The following is a 17,791-nucleotide window of genomic DNA, read 5'->3' on the forward strand; positions in this document are numbered from 1 at the left end:
TGGCGGCAGGACTACAACGAGGTCAGGCCGCACAGCAGTTGCAATCGCATGCCACCAGCCAAGTTCGCCGAGCTGCATCGCCAGCGCGCTGGCGATGCAGCTCGGCCCAGTTCAAACACCACCGAGATCAATTAATCTTGCAACCCCGGACTTCCTCGTTAGGAATGGCACGGCAAGAGGGGGCAGGTCAGTGCTCCCCCAAGCAATTGATCCTCATCACGCTCTTCAAGGCAACTCACCGTCGCGCTTTTTGGGTCGCCCAGGAGAAACATCGGCCGAAAGACGAAGCTCCTTCAGTAGCGACTCTCTGTGAGGGGACGAGTCATCCTGCCGATATGCAAAGTGAAGAGATGATGAAGCGCTTCCCTCCTCCAGCCGTTTGAAGACTACGCCTTCAAGCTTGATGCAATCAGCACCGTCCGGAACTACCGCGATGCCAACGCCAGCTGCTACCAGACCGATGATAGTTGATGCATCTCGAGCTTCTTGAACTGTATGTGGTCTGAAGCCTGCGAGAGAACAGAGCTCTAATACCTTCCAATACAACCCTATACCCGCGCTGCGCTCATAGAGTATGAGAGGCTGGTTCCGCAAGTCTACGATCCGCACAGACGTCCGACTGAGCGGATGGTCTAGTGGAATGGCCGCTAATAAAGGAGCCTCACACCACTGCTCCAGCACTATGCCACTGGGTACTGCCACGTTGGGGCGTCGAAGAATGCCGAGGTCAAGTCTTCGCATATGGACCGCGTCGAGTTGGTCTAATGAAGTCATTTCATGGAGCGCGACCTTTACTTTGGGGTGCTTGGCGCAAAAACTTCTAACTGCCCTAGGCAAAGCCGGCAAGAACATCGCTGAGTTTGTGTAGCCAAGGACTATTCGGCCTATCTCGCCTAGCGCTGCGCTCCGGACCTCTGTCTTTGCCGACTCGGTGTCGGCCAAGATCCCACGGGCTCTCTCTAGAAAGTGGCGTCCCGCCTCGGTTAGAAATACGTGGCGTTTGTCGCGTTCGAATAGCTGAGTCTCGAGTTCTTCTTCTAACAGGCGAATCTGCGTACTTAAAGGCGGCTGCGCGATGTGAAGCCGTCGAGCCGCGCGAGTAAAGCTCAGTTCTTCCGCGACAGCAACGAAGTAGCGCAGGTGACGCATCTCCATCATACCTCCAGAGTATGGCAATCATCAAAAAAATAATATTTCTGAATATAAGTCAAATTCTCTAGAGTGAGCGACATGCAAACTCAGAACCACGCCTTTTCTTACCTTGGCGCTAATTCGGGCAACCCAGTGATGGAACGCTTGGCGCGCCGCCAGCCAGTGACGGCGTTAGGTGTGCGAAGTGCCCGGACCGCAGAAATCGCCCGTCTTGCCAAGTCCACCAATCATCACGCGGTATGGATTGATTTGGAACACAGCACCATGCCCATTGACGTAGCTGGAGCCATTTGCAGTACGGCCCAAGACGTTGGACTTGTCCCATTTGTGCGTGTGCCCGAGCGGGAGTTTGGTGTCATTGGACGACTACTTGACTCAGGCGCCGCTGGCATCATCATGCCGAGGATTGAAACAGCTGAGCAGGCGGCTGATGCAGTGGCCGCTTGCCGATTTCCTCCTGAGGGGCATCGTTCGGCCATCGCGACGCTGCCCCAGTTCGGGCATCGTCGGATGCCGCCAGCGCACCTGTATGAGGCTGCAAACCGATCAACGATCGTCAAACTGCTGGTCGAAAGCCCGCGCGGGATAGAGAACATCGAGGCGATTGCTCGCGTCGAAGGTGTAGACCTCGTCGGCATCGGGAGCAACGATCTGAGTGCCGAACTCGGTGTGGTGGGACCTTCGGTTCATAGATTGATGCGTGAAGCTCATGATGCCGCGCTTGCCGCGTGTGCTCGTGCGAACAAGCCATTGGTAATTGGCGGTGTCGCGGAGCCAGGCTACATCGCAGACTGTATTCGACGTGGCGCTGCACCGTTTCTTATGACCGGCATCGACACCGACATTCTGATGATGGCAATGCACGAGCGCGTTAGTAACGCGCTTGCCTCTCTAAGTGGCCTTCTGGATGGCTAAGCCTCCAAACGACTAATCATTTACTTCCCTTTCCGCTCCTCATCATGAACTCAGAAGTCCTAATCTCTAAGCCAATGCGCCGTGCCGGGACACTCTCGGCTCCCGACTTTCCCATTCCGCCGGGCGCTTGCGACGCCCATGTGCACGTCTTCGGGCCTGAATCGATCTATCCGCGAGTCTCTAAACCGCACTACACGTTGCCTGACGGAAGCCTCCCGCAATTGAAAAACGCGCTTGGTGCGCTTGGCATTGAACGCTTCGTCGTCGTCCAACCCAGTTTCTACGGAACTGATAACCGGTGCATGCTTGACACATTAGACTCCGTAGGAATCAATGCACGTGGCGTAGCAATGGTGAGCGACGATGTGTCCTTTGAAGAACTTACCGCTATGCACGCCCGAGGAGTGCGTGCGATACGGCTTGATATGTTTCTAAGGTCTTCGTTGTCAACCGCACGCTTGCGAAAATTCATCGGCACCAGTATTGAACGCACCCGTTCTCTAGGATGGCACGTACAGTTCTACACCCCAGGCTGGGTCGTTCGAGATTTGATTCCATTCTTGCCCGAACTAGAGAGCGATTTTGTGATTGACCACATGGGATACATGTTGGAGAGCGATGGCCTTACTCGTGTGGACTTCGACCGCCTACTTGCTGCAGTAGCGAAAGGAAAGGGCTGGTTCAAGCTGTCTGGGCCCTATCGGTTGGCGAAAGACGGCAACTTTGCACGACTGAAACCGCTTGCGAAAGCGATCATTGAGGCGGTTCCGGACAGGGTTATTTGGGGCAGCGATTGGCCGCACATTCCCGAAGGCGATAGGGACACGGGCGAGCTATTGAATTTGTTCGCCGATTGGGTCCCTGAGCCCACAATGAGGAAGAAAATACTGGTTGATAACCCGACTCAATTATTTGGATTTAACGAGGTAGGAATATAGAAGGCGGCGCGAAGAGAGGAGACCAGCCACCACGTGACCCACCGCCAGAATCCAATAATCTTGCGAGTTAATTGGCGTCAAGCTCGGGTATGAAGTATGCGTCTGCAAGGTTGCCTTGCCGACGTTTTCCTGGGATAGGATTAACAATGTTTTGGATCAAAGAATCGCTGGTGGTCGCGGTATGCGCTTTCGTTTCAACGTCTGCACTCGCTCAGAGCCGACCCATTACTATTTTGGTTGGTTCACCGCCCGGCGGCGCGACCGATCTCGTGGCACGCCATCTTGCTGACGGGCTACAGCACGAGCTGAATGCTCCTGTAATCGTCCAGAATCGACCAGGCGCCGGAGGTCAAATTGCTGCGCAGACGCTAAAGGCATCTGCCTCTGACGGTCTCACTCTGTTTCTGTCCAACAGTCATACACTCTCAATGATCCCGCTGACCGCACTCAAGCCGGGATTCAACGCTGAGCGGGATTTTGTTCCTATCGGTTTGGTTGCGAGTCAACCCGACGTATTTGTCCTTAATTCGACAATAGCAAAGTTCGCGCCTTCGCTAAAAGATTTCGTTGCTTGGACAAAGAAAACTAGCGGAGCTGGAAATGTCGGCGTTCCTGCGCCTGCCAGTGCCCCCGCCTTCGCGGTAAGCCTCATAGCGCATGGTCTGGGCGGAGACTTGTCCGCAGTTACCTACCGAGGAGATGCCGCAATGCTTCAAGACTTACTTGGGGGCCAGATTCCTGCGGCGATCGGCTCAGTGGGAGGAATGTTAGCTCCGGCAGCAGCAGGAAGGATTCGCATAGTAGCTGTAAATGGAACACAGCGGTTGAGCAGCCTTCCTAACGTACCAACATATAAGGAATTGGGAATTTTCGGATACGAGGAGGTAATGTTTACCGCCTTGTTTGCTCCGGCAGGTACCTCGCCAGCTGTTTTGGCGCAATACTCTGCATCTTTGGAAAAAGTAGTCAAATCTTCCGCGTTTACTTCTTCTGTTGCGACCCTGGGGATGCTTGCGCAATACGGTTCCGCTGAAGATGTGAAACTGCGTCTCGAAAAGAGTAGTGCTGCATCAGAGCGGATGGTAAAAGCTGTAGGATATAGAGCGGAGTAATTATTAACGCACGGATGCCTCTCTCCGATCACAAGAGAGCGCAGCCTCTTGGCTGTATGACTTGACGGACATGGAACGAGGGGGGATCAATATTCGGCGCAGTGGATTCCGCGCCCGAATCATCGCAAACCGAATCAGAACCTGTCCAAGCACAGGCGCTCGACGAGAAACCCTTCTGTGTCGCACATCTGCTGCCCCACCACTCGCTCGTGCCCGCCTGGGTACACGTTCAGCCACTTCTCCTTGGTGCCAATCTTGTCGAACAAGCTGATTTGGCCACTGCGATCAAAAAGCGCGTCGTCCCATTTGATCTGAAACAGCAACGGACAGCGTACAGCCGCAGCCGCGGCAGCCAGCGATTGCGAGTTATCGAACGACAGCCCCCACATGCCAATCACTGCGGCTTTGATACGCGGCTCTGCGGCGAGGAGCGGAAGCCCATATGCCGTCCCCATGGACACCCCCGCCCAGCCGATCGCCGAAGCATCGAACCGTTGGTCCTTGCACAACCAGTCGATCACACCGCGCCAGTCGGCAATCATGTCTTCGATGCCGTTTCCTGGCGACCGCCATGTGCGAAAGAAATTCTGCACAGTCTCTTCGCGCGAAGCGCTCGCATGCCCCCCGTCGCGACGATCGCCGTGGACCGGTCCATCGATGGATACCATAGCCATGCCGTGGCGTTCGACAAAAACTTCGGCGAGATCCAATACCTCCTGCCCAAGCTTGTGGCTGCTTCCACCATGTTGGGTGAGGACGATCGGGGCCGGTTGACTGGACGCGCCATTGAGGAATAGCACGCCAGGGACTTTACGTCCTTGTAACGCTAGTTCGAATTCTTCCTGATTCAAGTTTATCTCCGATATAAAGCCTCCGGATTGAAGCACTGGCTCGCCGCGAGAGCCATCAACTCTCGCGAATAGCGACGTTCACGCGGTGAATGTCGGACGGAGGCGCAACCGCGCAGTCAGCGAGATGCCGCGTCGAACTCTCTGGCGACCACGTCGCGAATGAGCTCGCGAATCCACATGTGCATGCCGAGCCGATGGGATCGCTCGTGCCAGGCCATGCTGAGCTTGATTCTTGGCAACTCGAAACTTGTCGGCACCAATTGCACCGGCAAGATCTTCGCGAAGTGCCGCGCAAGGGCCGCTGGCAAGACCGCAAGCAAGTCCGTCTGTACAACCATGTAGGGACTTTGCATCACCGAGGAGACGCGGACGCCTACTCGGCGCCTGGCGCCTTGGCGCGCGAACTCGCTCTCCAGCATGGTCTCGACCGTCGACAGTTGGGCGAACGGCGAACCATGCACCACATGCCGAACTCGCAAGAAGTCATTGAGTTCGAGAGGCGCGGAGAATTTTTGGTCGGAGGAAGCGATGCAAGCTAGCTTCTCTTCGAAGAGGTCCACGAAGCGCAGCCCTGATGAGGGTTCGGGAAGATATCCGATCACGAGATCACATTCACCTTCAGTGAGCCATTGAGTGACGTGGAGGGGGTCCGGGAGGCGCATCTCGACGGTGACTCCAGGCGCCAGGGCGCGGAGGCGCTCCATGACGAGCGGGAAGATCAATATGCTGGGGAAGTCAGTCGTCGCCACGGTAATGACGCCACGGGCGGTCGACGGATCAAACGGGCCGCGGTCGCCCAACACGTCTTCCAGTGCGTGCATTGCCGTCTGTACGGATTCGGCCATTTCCCTCGCGCGTGCGGTGGGCACCATGCCTCTGGCCGTGCGAACGAGTATCTGGTCATTGGTCACGCGACGCAGTCGCGCCAGCGCGTTGCTCATTCCAGGCTGGCTCATTTCCAAGCGCTCAGCTGCGCGCGTCACGGAGCGCTCAGAAATCAACGCATCGAGACATGCCAGCAGTTGCAGATCGACGTTGAGGCGGCCAAATCGATTTTTCACCTGTGCAGCATACACGCGTGCTAGGGGTCGCCTTTCCAGCATCGCAACATTTCGAAATGCAATGTGGAGATAGCCAGCGGTTTATTGCTGGCCGTCGAGGGCAATGCTGCAATGCACTGCGTGGCGGCAAAGAGACCGCCACAACAAAAAAGCAGGTGGCGACCGATTCCGCTCAGCGAGCAGACGCCGTCCTTATTGAGACAACCACGATGTGTCGGGCGATCAGGCTTTCCCGAGCACAAGAAAAACACTGAAGCATGCGCGCCATCATCATCGGAGAACCCGGACCGCCTAGCGTCATGAAAGTGCAGGACGTCAAATTGCCATCGTGCGGAACAGGCCAGGTGCTCGTCCGAAACGAAGCTATTGGCTTGAACTTCCTTGACGTCTATTACCGAACCGGCAGGTATCCAGCCAGCTACCCACTCGTCATCGGCCACGAGGGGGCGGGAGTGGTGGAGAAGGTCGGCGACGATGTTTCGGATTTCGTGGTCGGAGATCGTGTCGGATATGTGGACCAGATTGGAGCGTATTCCGAGTTCGTGGTTCGGCCAGCCTCGCGCCTTATCAAGATCCCGGCGTCCATCACGTTACCCGATGCCGCGAGCGTGCTGCTGAAAGGAATGACGGCAGAGTATTTGATCCAGCGAACGTTCAAAGTCGAACCATGGCACACGATCGTGGTACACGCCGCAGCCGGCGGCGTCGGTCAGATTCTGTGCCAATGGGCCAAGCAGGTCGGCGCAACGGTCATCGGAACTGTTGGCACGGCCGCAAAGCGGACTGTGGCAGAAGCCGCCGGGTGCGACCACGTCATCGTGAACGAAGCGCAAAACTTTGTCGCCGAGGTGCACAAAATTACTGACGGCGAAGGCGTGCCGGTCGTCTATGACGGAGTTGGCAGCGAGAGCTTCACCAGATCTCTCGACTGTCTCGCGCCACGCGGACTTCTGGCGGCCTTCGGCGCAGCTGCGGGTCCCATACCGCCGCTCGACGTCCAGGGCCTCGCCGCCAAAGGCGCCTTGTACGTCACGCGTCCGACGATGGGCCCCTACATGAAAGAGACAGCGGATCTGCGCTCTAGCGCAGCCGATCTCTTTGCGCGAATCGTTGCTGGCGACATCGTCGCAAAGGCCTCGAACACATACAAGCTAGACGATGTGGTTCGAGCACATACCGACCTCGAAGCTCGAAAGCTCGTGGGATCGACCATCCTCATCCCGTGACCTCCTTCAAGTCACAGCCGATATTCAACAAGCGCATGCGGAAGCAGGCCGCCTACGTTGTCATAAACACAGAAGCATTCAGATGAGCACTATTGAAAAGAGGGTTGCGATCGTTACCGGTGGATCAAAAGGAATCGGAGCTGAGATCAGTCGTCGCCTCGGGCTAGATGGTGTCAACGTGGTTGTCAACTACGCGAGCAGCAAGGTAGATGCTCAAAATGTCGTAGCCCAAATCGAGACTTCCGGCGGGCGCGCGATCGCAGTCCACACCGATGTCGCGCAGACGGACGGCGCTGCCATCCTTTTCGACGCAGCTTTCGAATCGTTTGGTCGGGTCGATGTTCTAGTGAACAACGCTGGAATGCTGGAGCAAGGCGGGATCGCAACGGTGACTGATGAATCGTTTGCTCAACAGATTGCATTGAACGTGGGAGCCGTTTTCCGCGGAATGCGGGAGGCAGCCAGACGCATGTCGGACAACGGTCGAATCATCACCATTTCGTCCAGCGTTGTTGGACTCTACCACCCAAACTTTGGCGTGTATGCAGCAACCAAATCCGCGGTGGATGGACTGACACGCGTGGTCGCCAAGGAGCTCGGTCTGCGCGGCATCACTGTCAACTGCGTCTCGCCTGGTCAGGTCGTGACCGACCTCTTTCTCGCGGGCAAGTCCCCAGAAGAACTCGATATGTACACGAACCGAATTCCTCTCGGTCGGCTCGGCCAGCCGGGTGACATAGCAGGTGTCGTGGCCTTTCTTGCCAGTGCCGACGGCAAATGGGTAAATGGCCAAGTCATCCGCGCGAACGGAGGCGTCGTCTGACGGTTGTCCCCTCAATGCAATATCGAAAGAACCATATGTCAAAACCAGAGACCGCAATCATCGGCTCCGGCAACATCGGTACAGACTTGATGGTCAAACTGATGAGGTCGAAGTCCGTAAAAGTCAGCGCTATGGTTGGAGTCGACCCCAACTCGGACGGATTGGCCCGCGCCAAGCGTCTCGGCCTTGAAACCTCTCACGAGGGCGTCGAGGGATTGCTGAAGATGGATTGCTTCAATGACATAGAGATCGTCTTTGATGCCACATCCGCTGCGGCGCATCACCGCAACTCAGCGGCGTTGATGGAACGTGGCAAGCGAGTCATCGACCTGACGCCCGCAGCGATCGGACCTTACGTGGTCCCGTCGGTCAATCTTGATGCGAACATTAACGCCAGAAACGTGAACATGGTCACGTGTGGCGGCCAAGCGACCGTTCCAATCGTCGCTGCGGTGTCTGCTGTTACCAAGGTCCACTACGCCGAAATCGTCTCATCCATCGCATCAAGGTCGGCGGGCCCGGGAACTCGGGCAAACATCGACGAATTCACCGAAACCACTGCCCATGCATTGGAAAGCGTCGGAGGTGCAACTCATGGCAAGGCGGTCATCGTGATCAATCCTGCCGAACCACCTTTGATGATGCGCGATACCGTCTTCTGTCTTTGTGACGAAGCGGACGAAGACACTGTCCGGCACTCGATCGAGAAGATGGTCAGCGCCGTAGCCGAATACGTTCCCGGCTACAGACTCAAGCAGAAGGTCCAGTTCGAGCACTATCGAGCGAGCGCAGGGCTTAAGCGGCAAGCGCCTGCGGCGCCATTCGTAGGCATGCAAGTCTCGATATTTATCGAAGTTGAAGGCGCCGCTCACTATCTGCCTGCCTACGCTGGCAACCTGGACATCATGACCTCCGCAGCCGTCAGAACGGCTGAGCGAATGGCGCAAGAAATCAGCAGCGAAAGAGCACAGGCATGATCGATCTATTCATCATTGACGTCACACTCCGCGATGGAATGCATGCGATCGGGCATCAATACGATCTAGGGCACGTGCGTGACATCGTGGCAGCGCTTGACGAGGCCGGTGTTGATGCGATTGAAGTTGGCCACGGCGACGGGCTGAACGGATCGAGCTTGGCCTATGGATTCAGCAAGCACTCGGACATTGCGTATGTGCGTGAAGCAGCCAAAACAGCAAAGCGCGCAAAGCTGGCAACGGTACTTCTTCCCGGAATCGGTACCGTCGACGACCTGCGGCGCGCCAGAGATGCTGGCGTTGAGATCTTAAGAATCTCCACGCATTGCACGGAAGCGGATATTTCGGCGCAACACATTGCGGCGGCTCGAGAGATGGGTTTTCACGTTTCTGGCTTCTTGATGATGTCATCTGCCACCACGCCGGAGAACCTTGGAAAGCAAGCGGCGTTGATGGAGAGCTACGGCGCGCATGGCGTCGTGATCGGAGACTCGGCGGGCAATCTCACGATGGCCGATACCGAGGCACGCTTCAAGGCTCTGAATGAACAGCTCAACCCCAAGACCGCGCGCGGCATTCATGCACACGAGAATCTCTCACTTTCCGTCGCCAACTCAGTAGTTGCGGTTCAGAACGGCGCTCGGCGCATCGATGCATCGCTCGGGGGCATGGGCGCCGGTGCCGGCAACTGTCCGATCGAAGCGTTCATCGCGGTCGCCAATAAATACGGTTGGCAACACCGCTGCGATCTCTTCAAACTGCAGGACGCCGCCGACGATCTTGTCCGGCCGTTGCAAGATCGACCGGTTCGTGTCGACCGCGAGACGCTCACTCTAGGCTATGCCGGCGTTTACTCAAGCTTCCTGCGCCATGTAGAGCGGGCCGCCCGCACGTACGACATCGATTCGCGAGAGATCATGCTCGAAGTCGGAAAGCGCAATCTCATCGGCGGGCAAGAAGACATGATTATCGATGTCGCCTTGGATCTTCTCGATCGCAAGAGCGCCGCCGCTCGCAACGAGCCCGCCTTGACCAAGTAGACGGCTTGGACGTGCCGAACTACGTTCCACATTCAATTCACTCAACCCCAAATAGGAGATTCAATGACTACAGGACTGCAGGTAAGCAAAGAAGAGATGCTGAAATTCGTGGCGCGACGCTCGGCGATGAGATCCAGCGACAAGGCGTATGTGGATGTTCTGCTACCAAACCATGGTCGGGAGATTTTCAACATTCTGGGCCCCGGTGTATCGGAGAACCCGAGCGATGAGAATCTTAAACCGGCCATATCTGGTGTGCCTGATTTCAATCTGGCTTACGTCCGCAACAAGCCGGGCGAGCGTGGTGCACTGCACGCGCACGACACCACGGAAGTCTTCATTCCGATGAGTGGCCGCTGGCAGATCATCTGGGGTGACGAGGAAGAGCACACTCTCGAACTGGACGAAGGCGACGTCATTGCCATCCCACCCGGCGTCTTCCGCTGCTTCAAGAACATTGGCACGACCGAGCAGTGGATGTTGGCCATTCTCGCGGGAGAGAAGCACGGACGACTCGTGTGGCCGAAGAAGGTGCTCGATCAAGTGCGTGACATCGGTCCGAAAGTCGGTATTGGCTTTGACTCGGCGGGGAACATCTTCCGACTCGAGAAGGCCCACGCTGAGATTGGCGGCAAGTAAATGTCTGCGTACATCATCAGTGACATCGAAATTCACGACGCCGAATCCTTCGAGCGATACAAGGTATTGTCTCCGCCGTCCGTGGCTAAGTACGGCGGCCGTTTTCTGGTCCGGGGGGGTGCGTTGGAGCGTCAAGAGGGAGACTGGGCGCCCAAGCGGCTCGCCGTTCTCGAGTTTCCTGACATGTTGGCGGCCAGAAGTTGGATCAACTCCGTGGACTATGCGGAGGCGAAACGAGTCCGACAAGCTAGTGCGACCTCCAGCATCGTGTTGGTTGACGGCGATCCGCCTGCCTGATCATTGAAGAGCATTCACAACACCGGCGGCGCCGTGGCCGGTGTTGCGCGCTGAGCGCTCACGCGTAGCGAGTGGTACGGACACAGAAGACTTAAACCTACGAGGCACAAGATGAGTAAAAGACTGCAGAACAAAGTGGCGGTAGTGACCGGTGGCACGAGCGGCATTGGCCTCGCGGTGGCAAATCTTTTCGCTGCCGAAGGCGCAAAAGTTTTTGTTCTTGGACGACGACAGCCTGAACTCACAGCGGCTGAGAAGACGATTGGGAACGGATCGGTCGGAATTCAGGGCGATGTCTCGAACCCCGCAGACATCGATCGCGCTTACGCGTCGATCAAGGAGAAGGCGGGAAGAATCGACGTGCTGTTCGCCAACGCTGGCATGGCGCATGTGGCGAGGATCGAGGAGATTGACGAGGCGCAGTATCACGAGACATTCGGAACAAACGTCGCCGGTGTTCTTTTCGCGGTCCAAAAAGCGCTGCCGTTGATGCACGCCGGGTCAAATATCGTCGTCAACGCTTCGATGTGGACAATCAAAGGCGTTCCGGGTTTCGGCTTGCTTAGCGCCTCGAAAGCGGCAGTTCGCAGCTTGGTCCGGACATGGACGAGTGAGCTGAAAGACCGACAGATCCGTGTCAATGCGGTTAGTCCCGGCTATTGCAATACGGCGGCGATCGAACACGCAACTGGCAGCTACGAAGGCGCCCAAGAACTGCTTGCGCAATTCGCGCTGAATGTGCCCATGGGGCGTGTTTCACAGCCCGATGAGGTCGCAAAGGCTGTCTTATTTCTCGCTTCCGACGACGCGAGCTATGTAAACGGGGTCGAGCTTTTTGTCGACGGCGGCACCGTTCAGGTCTGAGCCCGCGAGGGCGATATCACTTCCACGCCAGAGTCGGCCGCTTAGTGTCGGCTCATAAATGGCGAATGCGAATGCAGACATAGCTGGAGGGTGATTGTGAAAATTATTGATTACCCTTTGAATATGACACCCTCTCCTCGCGAGAAGGACAGGATGGAGACGGCATGCGAATAACTCTCCGCACGCTCGTCATAGGCCGACAACGAAACCAGAGACAACCATCATGAAACGGACTATTCGAGCCCTTCTGGCTTGCGGTGGACTAGTGATCGCAACCACCGTAGCTTGGGGGCAATCTGCGTGGCCAATCCGGCCGGTTCGAATGATCGTGCCAGCTCCGGCCGGCAGTGCACCGGACATGTTCGCGCGGCTCTACGGTGAGCAACTGCGGTTGAGCCTCGGTCAGGCTGTGGTCATCGAGAACCGGCCTGGCGCCTCTGGGATGCTAGCCGGCGACGCCGTCGCCAAAGCGGCTCCGGATGGTTATACGGTTCTGTACGGCTACAACCAGCCGTTCACGATGAATCCCCATCTCTTTAGCAAGATGCCGTATGACGCGCTGAAGGACTTGGTGCCGGTCACGCAGACGCTCACAACCGCTTACGTGATTGTCGCCAACAACGACTTCGCTCCAAAGAACTTGGCCGAGTTGATTGCTGCGGCCAAGCGAGCCCCGGGCACGATCAATTACGGCACCTACGGTCCCGGGACGCCCGGCCACTTGCTGATGGAACTGCTTGACGAACGTACGGGCGCCAAGATGGTGCAAGTGCCGTACAAGCAGACGCCTATCCTCGACGTCATCGGTGGAGTGGTATCTTTTTCGATCGAGCCATTTGCCTCAGCCATTCCGTACGTTAAGTCGGGAAAGCTGCGGGGGCTGGCGGTTGCCTCCCCCAAGCGAATCGAAACCCTTCCCGACGTCCCTGCAATGAGCGAGACAGTCCAGGGCATGGAACTGGTGGGATGGAATGCAGTTTGGGTGCCGGCGGGCACGCCGCAAGAGGTTATTGCGAAGTTGAACAATGAGTTCGTCCGCATCACCAACTCCCCGCAGATGCGTCGTCGCATGGCCGAGGCGGATTCGACCCCCACAGGTACCACCCCTGAAGCGATCACCCAGATCATTCGCAAAGAATTCGACGAATGGGGCAAGCTTATCAAGGCAAAGAGCATACGCATCGATTGAGACTGCGTGTGCACCTCTTTGCGTTCTCGGTCTAGATTCAATCACTTACAGATGTAGGGAAGAAAATGCTTGGAGTGCAAATAAGCAAAGCGGAAATGCTCAAGTGCGTCGCCCGCCGTGTCGAGATCAGGTCTAGCCATAAGGCTTATGTCGATACGCTCTTGCCGGGCCACGCGCGGGAGATCTTCAACGTCATCGGTCCTGGAGTCACCGAGAGCCCGAGTGACCCCAATCTCGCCCCGGCCCTTGCTGGCATTGACGGATTTCGCCTGGGTTATATCAAGAGCAAGCCGGGAACTCGCGGCGCGCTTCATTCTCATGACACCACCGAAGTGTTCATTCCAATGTCCGGCAAGTGGATCATTGTCTGGGGTGATGGCGAGGAGAGCCAACTGGAACTGAATATTGGCGACGTTATCGCAGTTCCGCCCGGCGTCTTTCGCTGCTTCAAGAACGTCAGCGACGATGAGGCTTGGATGATCGGCATCCTCAGCGGTGTCCCTGGTCGAATCATTTGGCCGGAAACGGTCAAGAACGAGGTACGTCGTCTCGGACCTCAAGTCGGCATCGGTTTGACCGAAGAAGGTGACCTCGTGCACCTCGCGCATTAATGATGTACCAGTGCGAATGGCTGACCTGTCGGCTCTGCTCTGGTACGGCATGGTGAAGGGATCTATGTGAATCGATATATGGAACAGCACGAGACGTTGTTCGTTGAAGCGGAGGTTTGCAGAAAAGCTGGCATCCAGGCATTGCTACAAGCAGGCGCACCCGCCGACCATGCAGCCATCCAAGTTGACCTTTTACTTGAAGCGGAGCTCCGCGGGCGAGCATCGCATGGCCTGCAGCGATTGCCCAGGCTGGTCGAGCGCATCGGCAACGGGGTTCTCTGCCCGCGGACAAAGGGACGGGTTCGCTTCCGCAGTGACTCCTTTTTGGAAGTCGATGGCGAGGCCGGGTTCGGGCCGGTAGTGGCGCTGAACGCGCTAGACATCGCGAGCGAGCGCGCGCGGGCGAGCGGATTGGCAGTCGCCTGTATACGGAACAACAACCATCTCGGCATGCTGGCGTACTACGCCGAACGGGTTGCTAAAGCCGAGCAGATCTTGATCGCACTGTCTACCAGTGAAGCGCTGGTCCATCCCTGGGGGGGGCGCAAAGCCATGCTGGGAACAAATCCGATTGCAATCGGCATCCCCTCTCGCCCCAGCCCCTTCGTCCTGGACATGGCGACCAGCTTGGTATCCATGGGACAGATTCACGCCCATGCGCACCGCGGTCAGCGACTGGAACCGGGCTGGGCGCTCGATGAGAGGGGTGATCCGACGCTAGACCCTAGCGCAGCTAAGAATGGTGCCATTGCGCCGTTCGGCGACGCAAAAGGCTACGCGTTGGGGCTGAGTTTTGAACTGCTCGTCGCCACGTTGACGGATTCGGCACTGGGCACGGATGTGAAGGGAACACTGGACTCGGATCAGCTGTGCAACAAAGGCGATGTCTTCATCGTCGTGGATCCCACTTCGTCCTCCGTGGCGTCCAGAGTTTCAGCGTACCTGGAGTCCATACGAGCCTGCCCTCCTTCGACCCCAGGACGCTCCGTTGCAGTTCCAGGAGACCGAGCAAACCGTGTTCGCTCCATCTCCCTAAAGAGCGGTATCGAGCTGAACCGAGATGTCTGGACGCAGATTCAGAGGCTCGCCACTGCATCATGACCGCACTTTGGCGGTCGCATTTCATAGGTAAATTCAATGAATGAACTTTTCGGCGTACTACGATCGCCGCGCGCGATCCTATTCGGCAACGGTCAGCGACATGCGATAGGCCAAGTCGCGGGATCAATCGGGAAGCGAGCGCTCGTTTGTACAGATGCGCGTTTCGGCGGCTCAGTGGACATGGCTTCTTTGATCCAAAGCTTGAACGATGCCGGTGTCGAAGCGAAAGTATTTGCCGACACGCTACCCGAACTGCCACTCTCAAGTGTCGAGGCTTGTGTCCAGCAGAACAGGAGCTTCAAACCGGATGTCGTAGTCGGCGTCGGCGGCGGAAGCTGCATGGACATGGCGAAGCTCGTCGGCTTGTTGCTTACGCACGACGGGCCGGCTGACAGGTTCTATGGCGAACTCAAAGTGCCCGGTCCGATCATCCCCGTCGTCGCAATCCCCACTACTGCTGGCACTGGTTCCGAAGTCACCCCCATTGCTGTTCTCGCGGATCTTGCGCGGGATCTCAAGGTCGGCATTTCGAGCCCGTTCCTGATTCCGCACACGGCCATTTGCGATCCTGAGCTCACCCTCACTTGCCCGCCGGCGCTAACCGCGCTTTCAGGGGCTGACGCGCTCACACATGCGATTGAAGCATTCACCGCCGTCACCCACACGAGAGTCTCAGATCTCGCGTTGACACGCGTCTTCGTGGGCAAGAACATGTTCAGCGACCATCATGCGCTTTCGGCCATCAAGCTGATCGTCGAGCATTTGCCGCGCGCCGTGCAGAATGGGGCAGACCTCGAAGCTCGCTCGATGCTTATGTTCGCATCCATGTCGGCCGGCCTCGCATTCGGCGTTGCTGGAACCGCGGCTGCGCACGCCATCCAGTACCCTGTCGGCGCCCTGACTCAGACAGCGCACGGAATCGGTGTCGCCGCACTGATTCCATACGTCATGGCATTCAACGCCTCTGCGTGCATGCCACAGATAGCGGAGATAGGCCGATGCCTAGGGGCTACAGGAACGGAGCGTGAGCTCGTCGTCACCGCCATCCGCCGTATCCGAACACTGTTGAGTGACATCCGAATTCCACTCACACTCTCGGATCTCGGTCTGAGCGAGGAAAAGATCGACTGGGTCGCTGAGCAGTCAATGCTTTCAACGCGGCTCGTGAACAACAACCCGCGGCCGCTGGACGCCGCCTCTATGAAGCGCATCGTGGAAGACGCTTTCCATGGTCGTCTTCATCCCATCCCGGTTTGACCTCAACTTTTCACCTCTCTCTATGACCGTGCTCGAATCCGAATTTCACTCCGACCTCTTTATCGGAGGACATTGGCAGCCTTCTTCATCTGGGGCTCGCATCGAAGTGTTCGATCCCTCTACAGAAGCCGTACTGGCTGAAGTCGCGGACGCCACGGTGGAGGACGCGCAGCGTGCAGTTGAGGCAGCTTCAAGCGCCGCAAATACATGGAAAGCGACGGCGCCACGCAAGCGCAGCGAGATTCTGAGGCGCGCTTACGAACTGATGCAGCGCGATGCTGAATTCCTCGCCCGGCTGATCTCCATGGAGAATGGCAAAGCGCTTTCAGATGCTCGCGGGGAAGTGGCTTATGCAGCCGAATTCTTCAGATGGTTCGCCGAGGAAGCGGTGCGCATCAGCGGCGACATCAGCATCTCCCCGAGCGGTCAAAGTCGTATCGTCGTCCAATATCAGCCAGTCGGGATTTCGCTTCTGATCACGCCATGGAACTTTCCAGCGGCAATGGCAACTCGAAAGATCGGGCCCGCGCTCGCAGCAGGCTGCACATGCATCTTGAAACCGGCGACTGAGACGCCACTCACCGCTTACGCAATTGCAGCCTTGCTTGCAGAGGCCGGCGTTCCGGATGGCGTCGTGAACGTCATTACGACATCGACCGCTGGTAAGGTCTGCGGCACGATTCTTGAAGATCCACGCGTACGCAAGCTTTCTTTTACCGGTTCCACAGAAGTGGGGCGCACCCTTTTGCGCAAGGCTGCCGACTCGGTTATCAACTGCTCCATGGAGTTGGGTGGCAACGCGCCATTCATCGTCTTCGATGACGCGGACATAGAAGCGGCGTTGGACGGCGCCATGCTGGCCAAGATGCGCAATGGTGGAGAGGCGTGCACGGCTGCTAATCGCTTCTACGTGCAAAGAAACATCGCTTCCGAATTCAGCGCCAAGCTAGCCGATCGAATGCAAGCATTGGTCGTGGATGACGGCGTCAAGTCAGCGACGCAGTGCGGTCCGCTCGTCAACCGTGCCTCCCTGGCAAAGGTCGCGTCGCTGGTAGACGATGCGGTGACTAAAGGCGCCAAGATACTCACCGGAGGGCAAGCGCTCTCGCGCACAGGCTTCTTCTATGCGCCGACCGTGCTGACCGACGTTCCGCCAACGGCTGATCTGCTCGAGGAAGAAATTTTCGGCCCGGTCGCGCCACTGGTCATATTCGACGATGAAGCCGAAGCGATTCGTTTGGCCAATGCTACTGAGTATGGGCTTGTGGCCTACGTCTATACCCGCGACTTGGCTCGTGGGCTGCGTGTCTCGGAACTGCTGGAAAGCGGCATGATCGGACTGAACCGCGGCTTGGTATCTGATCCCGCTGCTCCTTTCGGTGGCGTGAAGCAAAGTGGGTTGGGCAGAGAGGGAGCACACCACGGTCTGCTCGAGTTCATGGAGGCTAAATACATTTCGACCGCGTGGTAGACGAGCAGCCGAGGATTGGCTTGCCACTGCCGTGAGGCACGGATGTTTCCTTCGCTGCTGGCTGGACGGACGCTCGCAACCCTACATTGCAGGTGGCGTACTTTCCCTAAGTATGAGCACATGGGAGACCTTGTTTCGCAACAGCTTCCCCCCGTTTCCGAGTGGTTAAAGAGTAAGCGTCTTCTCAGTACCCTCTGTTTTCGTTGAAGGCTGATGTGCAGGATCGGTGGTCCATGCACGCTGCGATGGTGTGCATGAAGAACCGCT

19 protein-coding genes are annotated in these 17,791 nt (G+C 57.2%); 16 read left to right on the plus strand and 3 right to left on the minus strand.

The window, feature by feature from the left end:
* A partial coding sequence (locus BM004_RS41200) for an integrase core domain-containing protein (protein WP_143072682.1) occupies positions 1-135 on the plus strand: 135 nt, incomplete at its 5' end.
* 90 nt (positions 136-225) lie between these two features.
* On the opposite strand, the gene BM004_RS42615 is transcribed toward BM004_RS41200, so the two are convergent.
* Positions 226-1,158, minus strand: coding sequence for a LysR substrate-binding domain-containing protein (locus tag BM004_RS42615; protein WP_093222328.1), 933 nt, complete (start codon positions 1,156-1,158; stop codon positions 226-228).
* Between the two features lie 72 nt (positions 1,159-1,230).
* On the opposite strand from BM004_RS42615, the gene BM004_RS39770 reads away from it, so the two are divergent.
* The 3 genes from BM004_RS39770 (at position 1,231) to BM004_RS39780 (ending at position 4,117) form a co-directional block, all read left to right on the plus strand.
* Positions 1,231-2,067 (plus strand): aldolase/citrate lyase family protein, encoded by an 837-nt coding sequence (locus tag BM004_RS39770; RefSeq protein ID WP_093222330.1) that lies wholly within the window; start codon positions 1,231-1,233, stop codon positions 2,065-2,067.
* Positions 2,068-2,111: 44 nt separating this feature from the next.
* On the plus strand, positions 2,112-3,005 hold the full coding sequence (locus tag BM004_RS39775; RefSeq protein WP_093222333.1) for an amidohydrolase family protein: 894 nt from the start codon (positions 2,112-2,114) through the stop codon (positions 3,003-3,005).
* A 146-nt stretch (positions 3,006-3,151) separates the two neighbouring features.
* On the plus strand, positions 3,152-4,117 hold the full coding sequence (locus BM004_RS39780) for a tripartite tricarboxylate transporter substrate-binding protein (protein WP_093222335.1): 966 nt from the start codon (positions 3,152-3,154) through the stop codon (positions 4,115-4,117).
* Between the two features lie 134 nt (positions 4,118-4,251).
* On the opposite strand, the gene BM004_RS41205 is transcribed toward BM004_RS39780, so the two are convergent.
* On the minus strand, positions 4,252-4,968 hold the full coding sequence (locus tag BM004_RS41205; RefSeq protein ID WP_143072683.1) for an alpha/beta hydrolase family protein: 717 nt from the start codon (positions 4,966-4,968) through the stop codon (positions 4,252-4,254).
* 116 nt (positions 4,969-5,084) lie between these two features.
* Positions 5,085-6,044 carry a LysR family transcriptional regulator gene (locus BM004_RS39795; protein ID WP_177206792.1) on the minus strand — a complete coding sequence of 320 codons (960 nt, stop codon included), beginning with the start codon at positions 6,042-6,044 and terminating at the stop codon, positions 5,085-5,087.
* A gap of 242 nt (positions 6,045-6,286) precedes the next feature.
* Between BM004_RS39795 and BM004_RS39800 the strand changes: the two genes are divergently transcribed.
* The 12 genes from BM004_RS39800 (at position 6,287) to BM004_RS39855 (ending at position 17,524) form a co-directional block, all read left to right on the plus strand.
* Entirely contained in the window at positions 6,287-7,255 is a 969-nt protein-coding gene (locus BM004_RS39800; protein ID WP_093222345.1) for a quinone oxidoreductase family protein, read from the plus strand.
* Positions 7,256-7,337: 82 nt separating this feature from the next.
* Positions 7,338-8,078, plus strand: a complete 741-nt coding sequence (locus BM004_RS39805) for an SDR family oxidoreductase (RefSeq protein ID WP_093222347.1) — start codon at positions 7,338-7,340, stop codon at positions 8,076-8,078.
* Positions 8,079-8,113: 35 nt separating this feature from the next.
* Positions 8,114-9,055 (plus strand): acetaldehyde dehydrogenase (acetylating), encoded by a 942-nt coding sequence (locus BM004_RS39810; RefSeq protein ID WP_093222350.1) that lies wholly within the window; start codon positions 8,114-8,116, stop codon positions 9,053-9,055.
* Complete coding sequence (gene dmpG, locus BM004_RS39815; protein WP_093222352.1) at positions 9,052-10,095, plus strand: 4-hydroxy-2-oxovalerate aldolase; 1,044 nt, start codon at positions 9,052-9,054, stop codon at positions 10,093-10,095. Before BM004_RS39810 ends, dmpG begins: the two co-directional genes overlap by 4 nt.
* 63 nt (positions 10,096-10,158) lie before the next feature.
* A complete protein-coding gene (locus BM004_RS39820; protein ID WP_093222354.1) occupies positions 10,159-10,734 on the plus strand; it encodes a cupin domain-containing protein in 576 nt (191 codons plus the stop codon).
* Positions 10,735-11,031, plus strand: a complete 297-nt coding sequence (locus BM004_RS39825) for a DUF1330 domain-containing protein (RefSeq protein ID WP_093222356.1) — start codon at positions 10,735-10,737, stop codon at positions 11,029-11,031.
* A gap of 111 nt (positions 11,032-11,142) precedes the next feature.
* The gene (locus BM004_RS39830; RefSeq protein WP_093222358.1) at positions 11,143-11,895 is read left to right on the plus strand and encodes an SDR family NAD(P)-dependent oxidoreductase; all 753 of its coding nucleotides are present in this window, start codon (positions 11,143-11,145) and stop codon (positions 11,893-11,895) included.
* A 322-nt stretch (positions 11,896-12,217) separates the two neighbouring features.
* Positions 12,218-13,084 carry a Bug family tripartite tricarboxylate transporter substrate binding protein gene (locus BM004_RS39835; RefSeq protein ID WP_177206793.1) on the plus strand — a complete coding sequence of 289 codons (867 nt, stop codon included), beginning with the start codon at positions 12,218-12,220 and terminating at the stop codon, positions 13,082-13,084.
* Positions 13,085-13,179: 95 nt separating this feature from the next.
* Positions 13,180-13,695, plus strand: coding sequence for a cupin domain-containing protein (locus tag BM004_RS39840; protein ID WP_218152787.1), 516 nt, complete (start codon positions 13,180-13,182; stop codon positions 13,693-13,695).
* A 78-nt stretch (positions 13,696-13,773) separates the two neighbouring features.
* A complete protein-coding gene (locus BM004_RS39845) occupies positions 13,774-14,796 on the plus strand; it encodes an Ldh family oxidoreductase (RefSeq protein ID WP_093222362.1) in 1,023 nt (340 codons plus the stop codon).
* 36 nt (positions 14,797-14,832) lie between these two features.
* Positions 14,833-16,053, plus strand: coding sequence for an iron-containing alcohol dehydrogenase (locus BM004_RS39850; RefSeq protein ID WP_093222364.1), 1,221 nt, complete (start codon positions 14,833-14,835; stop codon positions 16,051-16,053).
* 22 nt (positions 16,054-16,075) lie between these two features.
* Entirely contained in the window at positions 16,076-17,524 is a 1,449-nt protein-coding gene (locus BM004_RS39855) for an NAD-dependent succinate-semialdehyde dehydrogenase (protein WP_093222368.1), read from the plus strand.
* Positions 17,525-17,791 lie beyond the last annotated feature (267 nt).

Origin of the sequence: Variovorax sp. OK212 (assembly GCF_900112425.1) — a bacterium.
Classification (GTDB): Bacteria; Pseudomonadota; Gammaproteobacteria; order Burkholderiales; family Burkholderiaceae_C; genus Variovorax.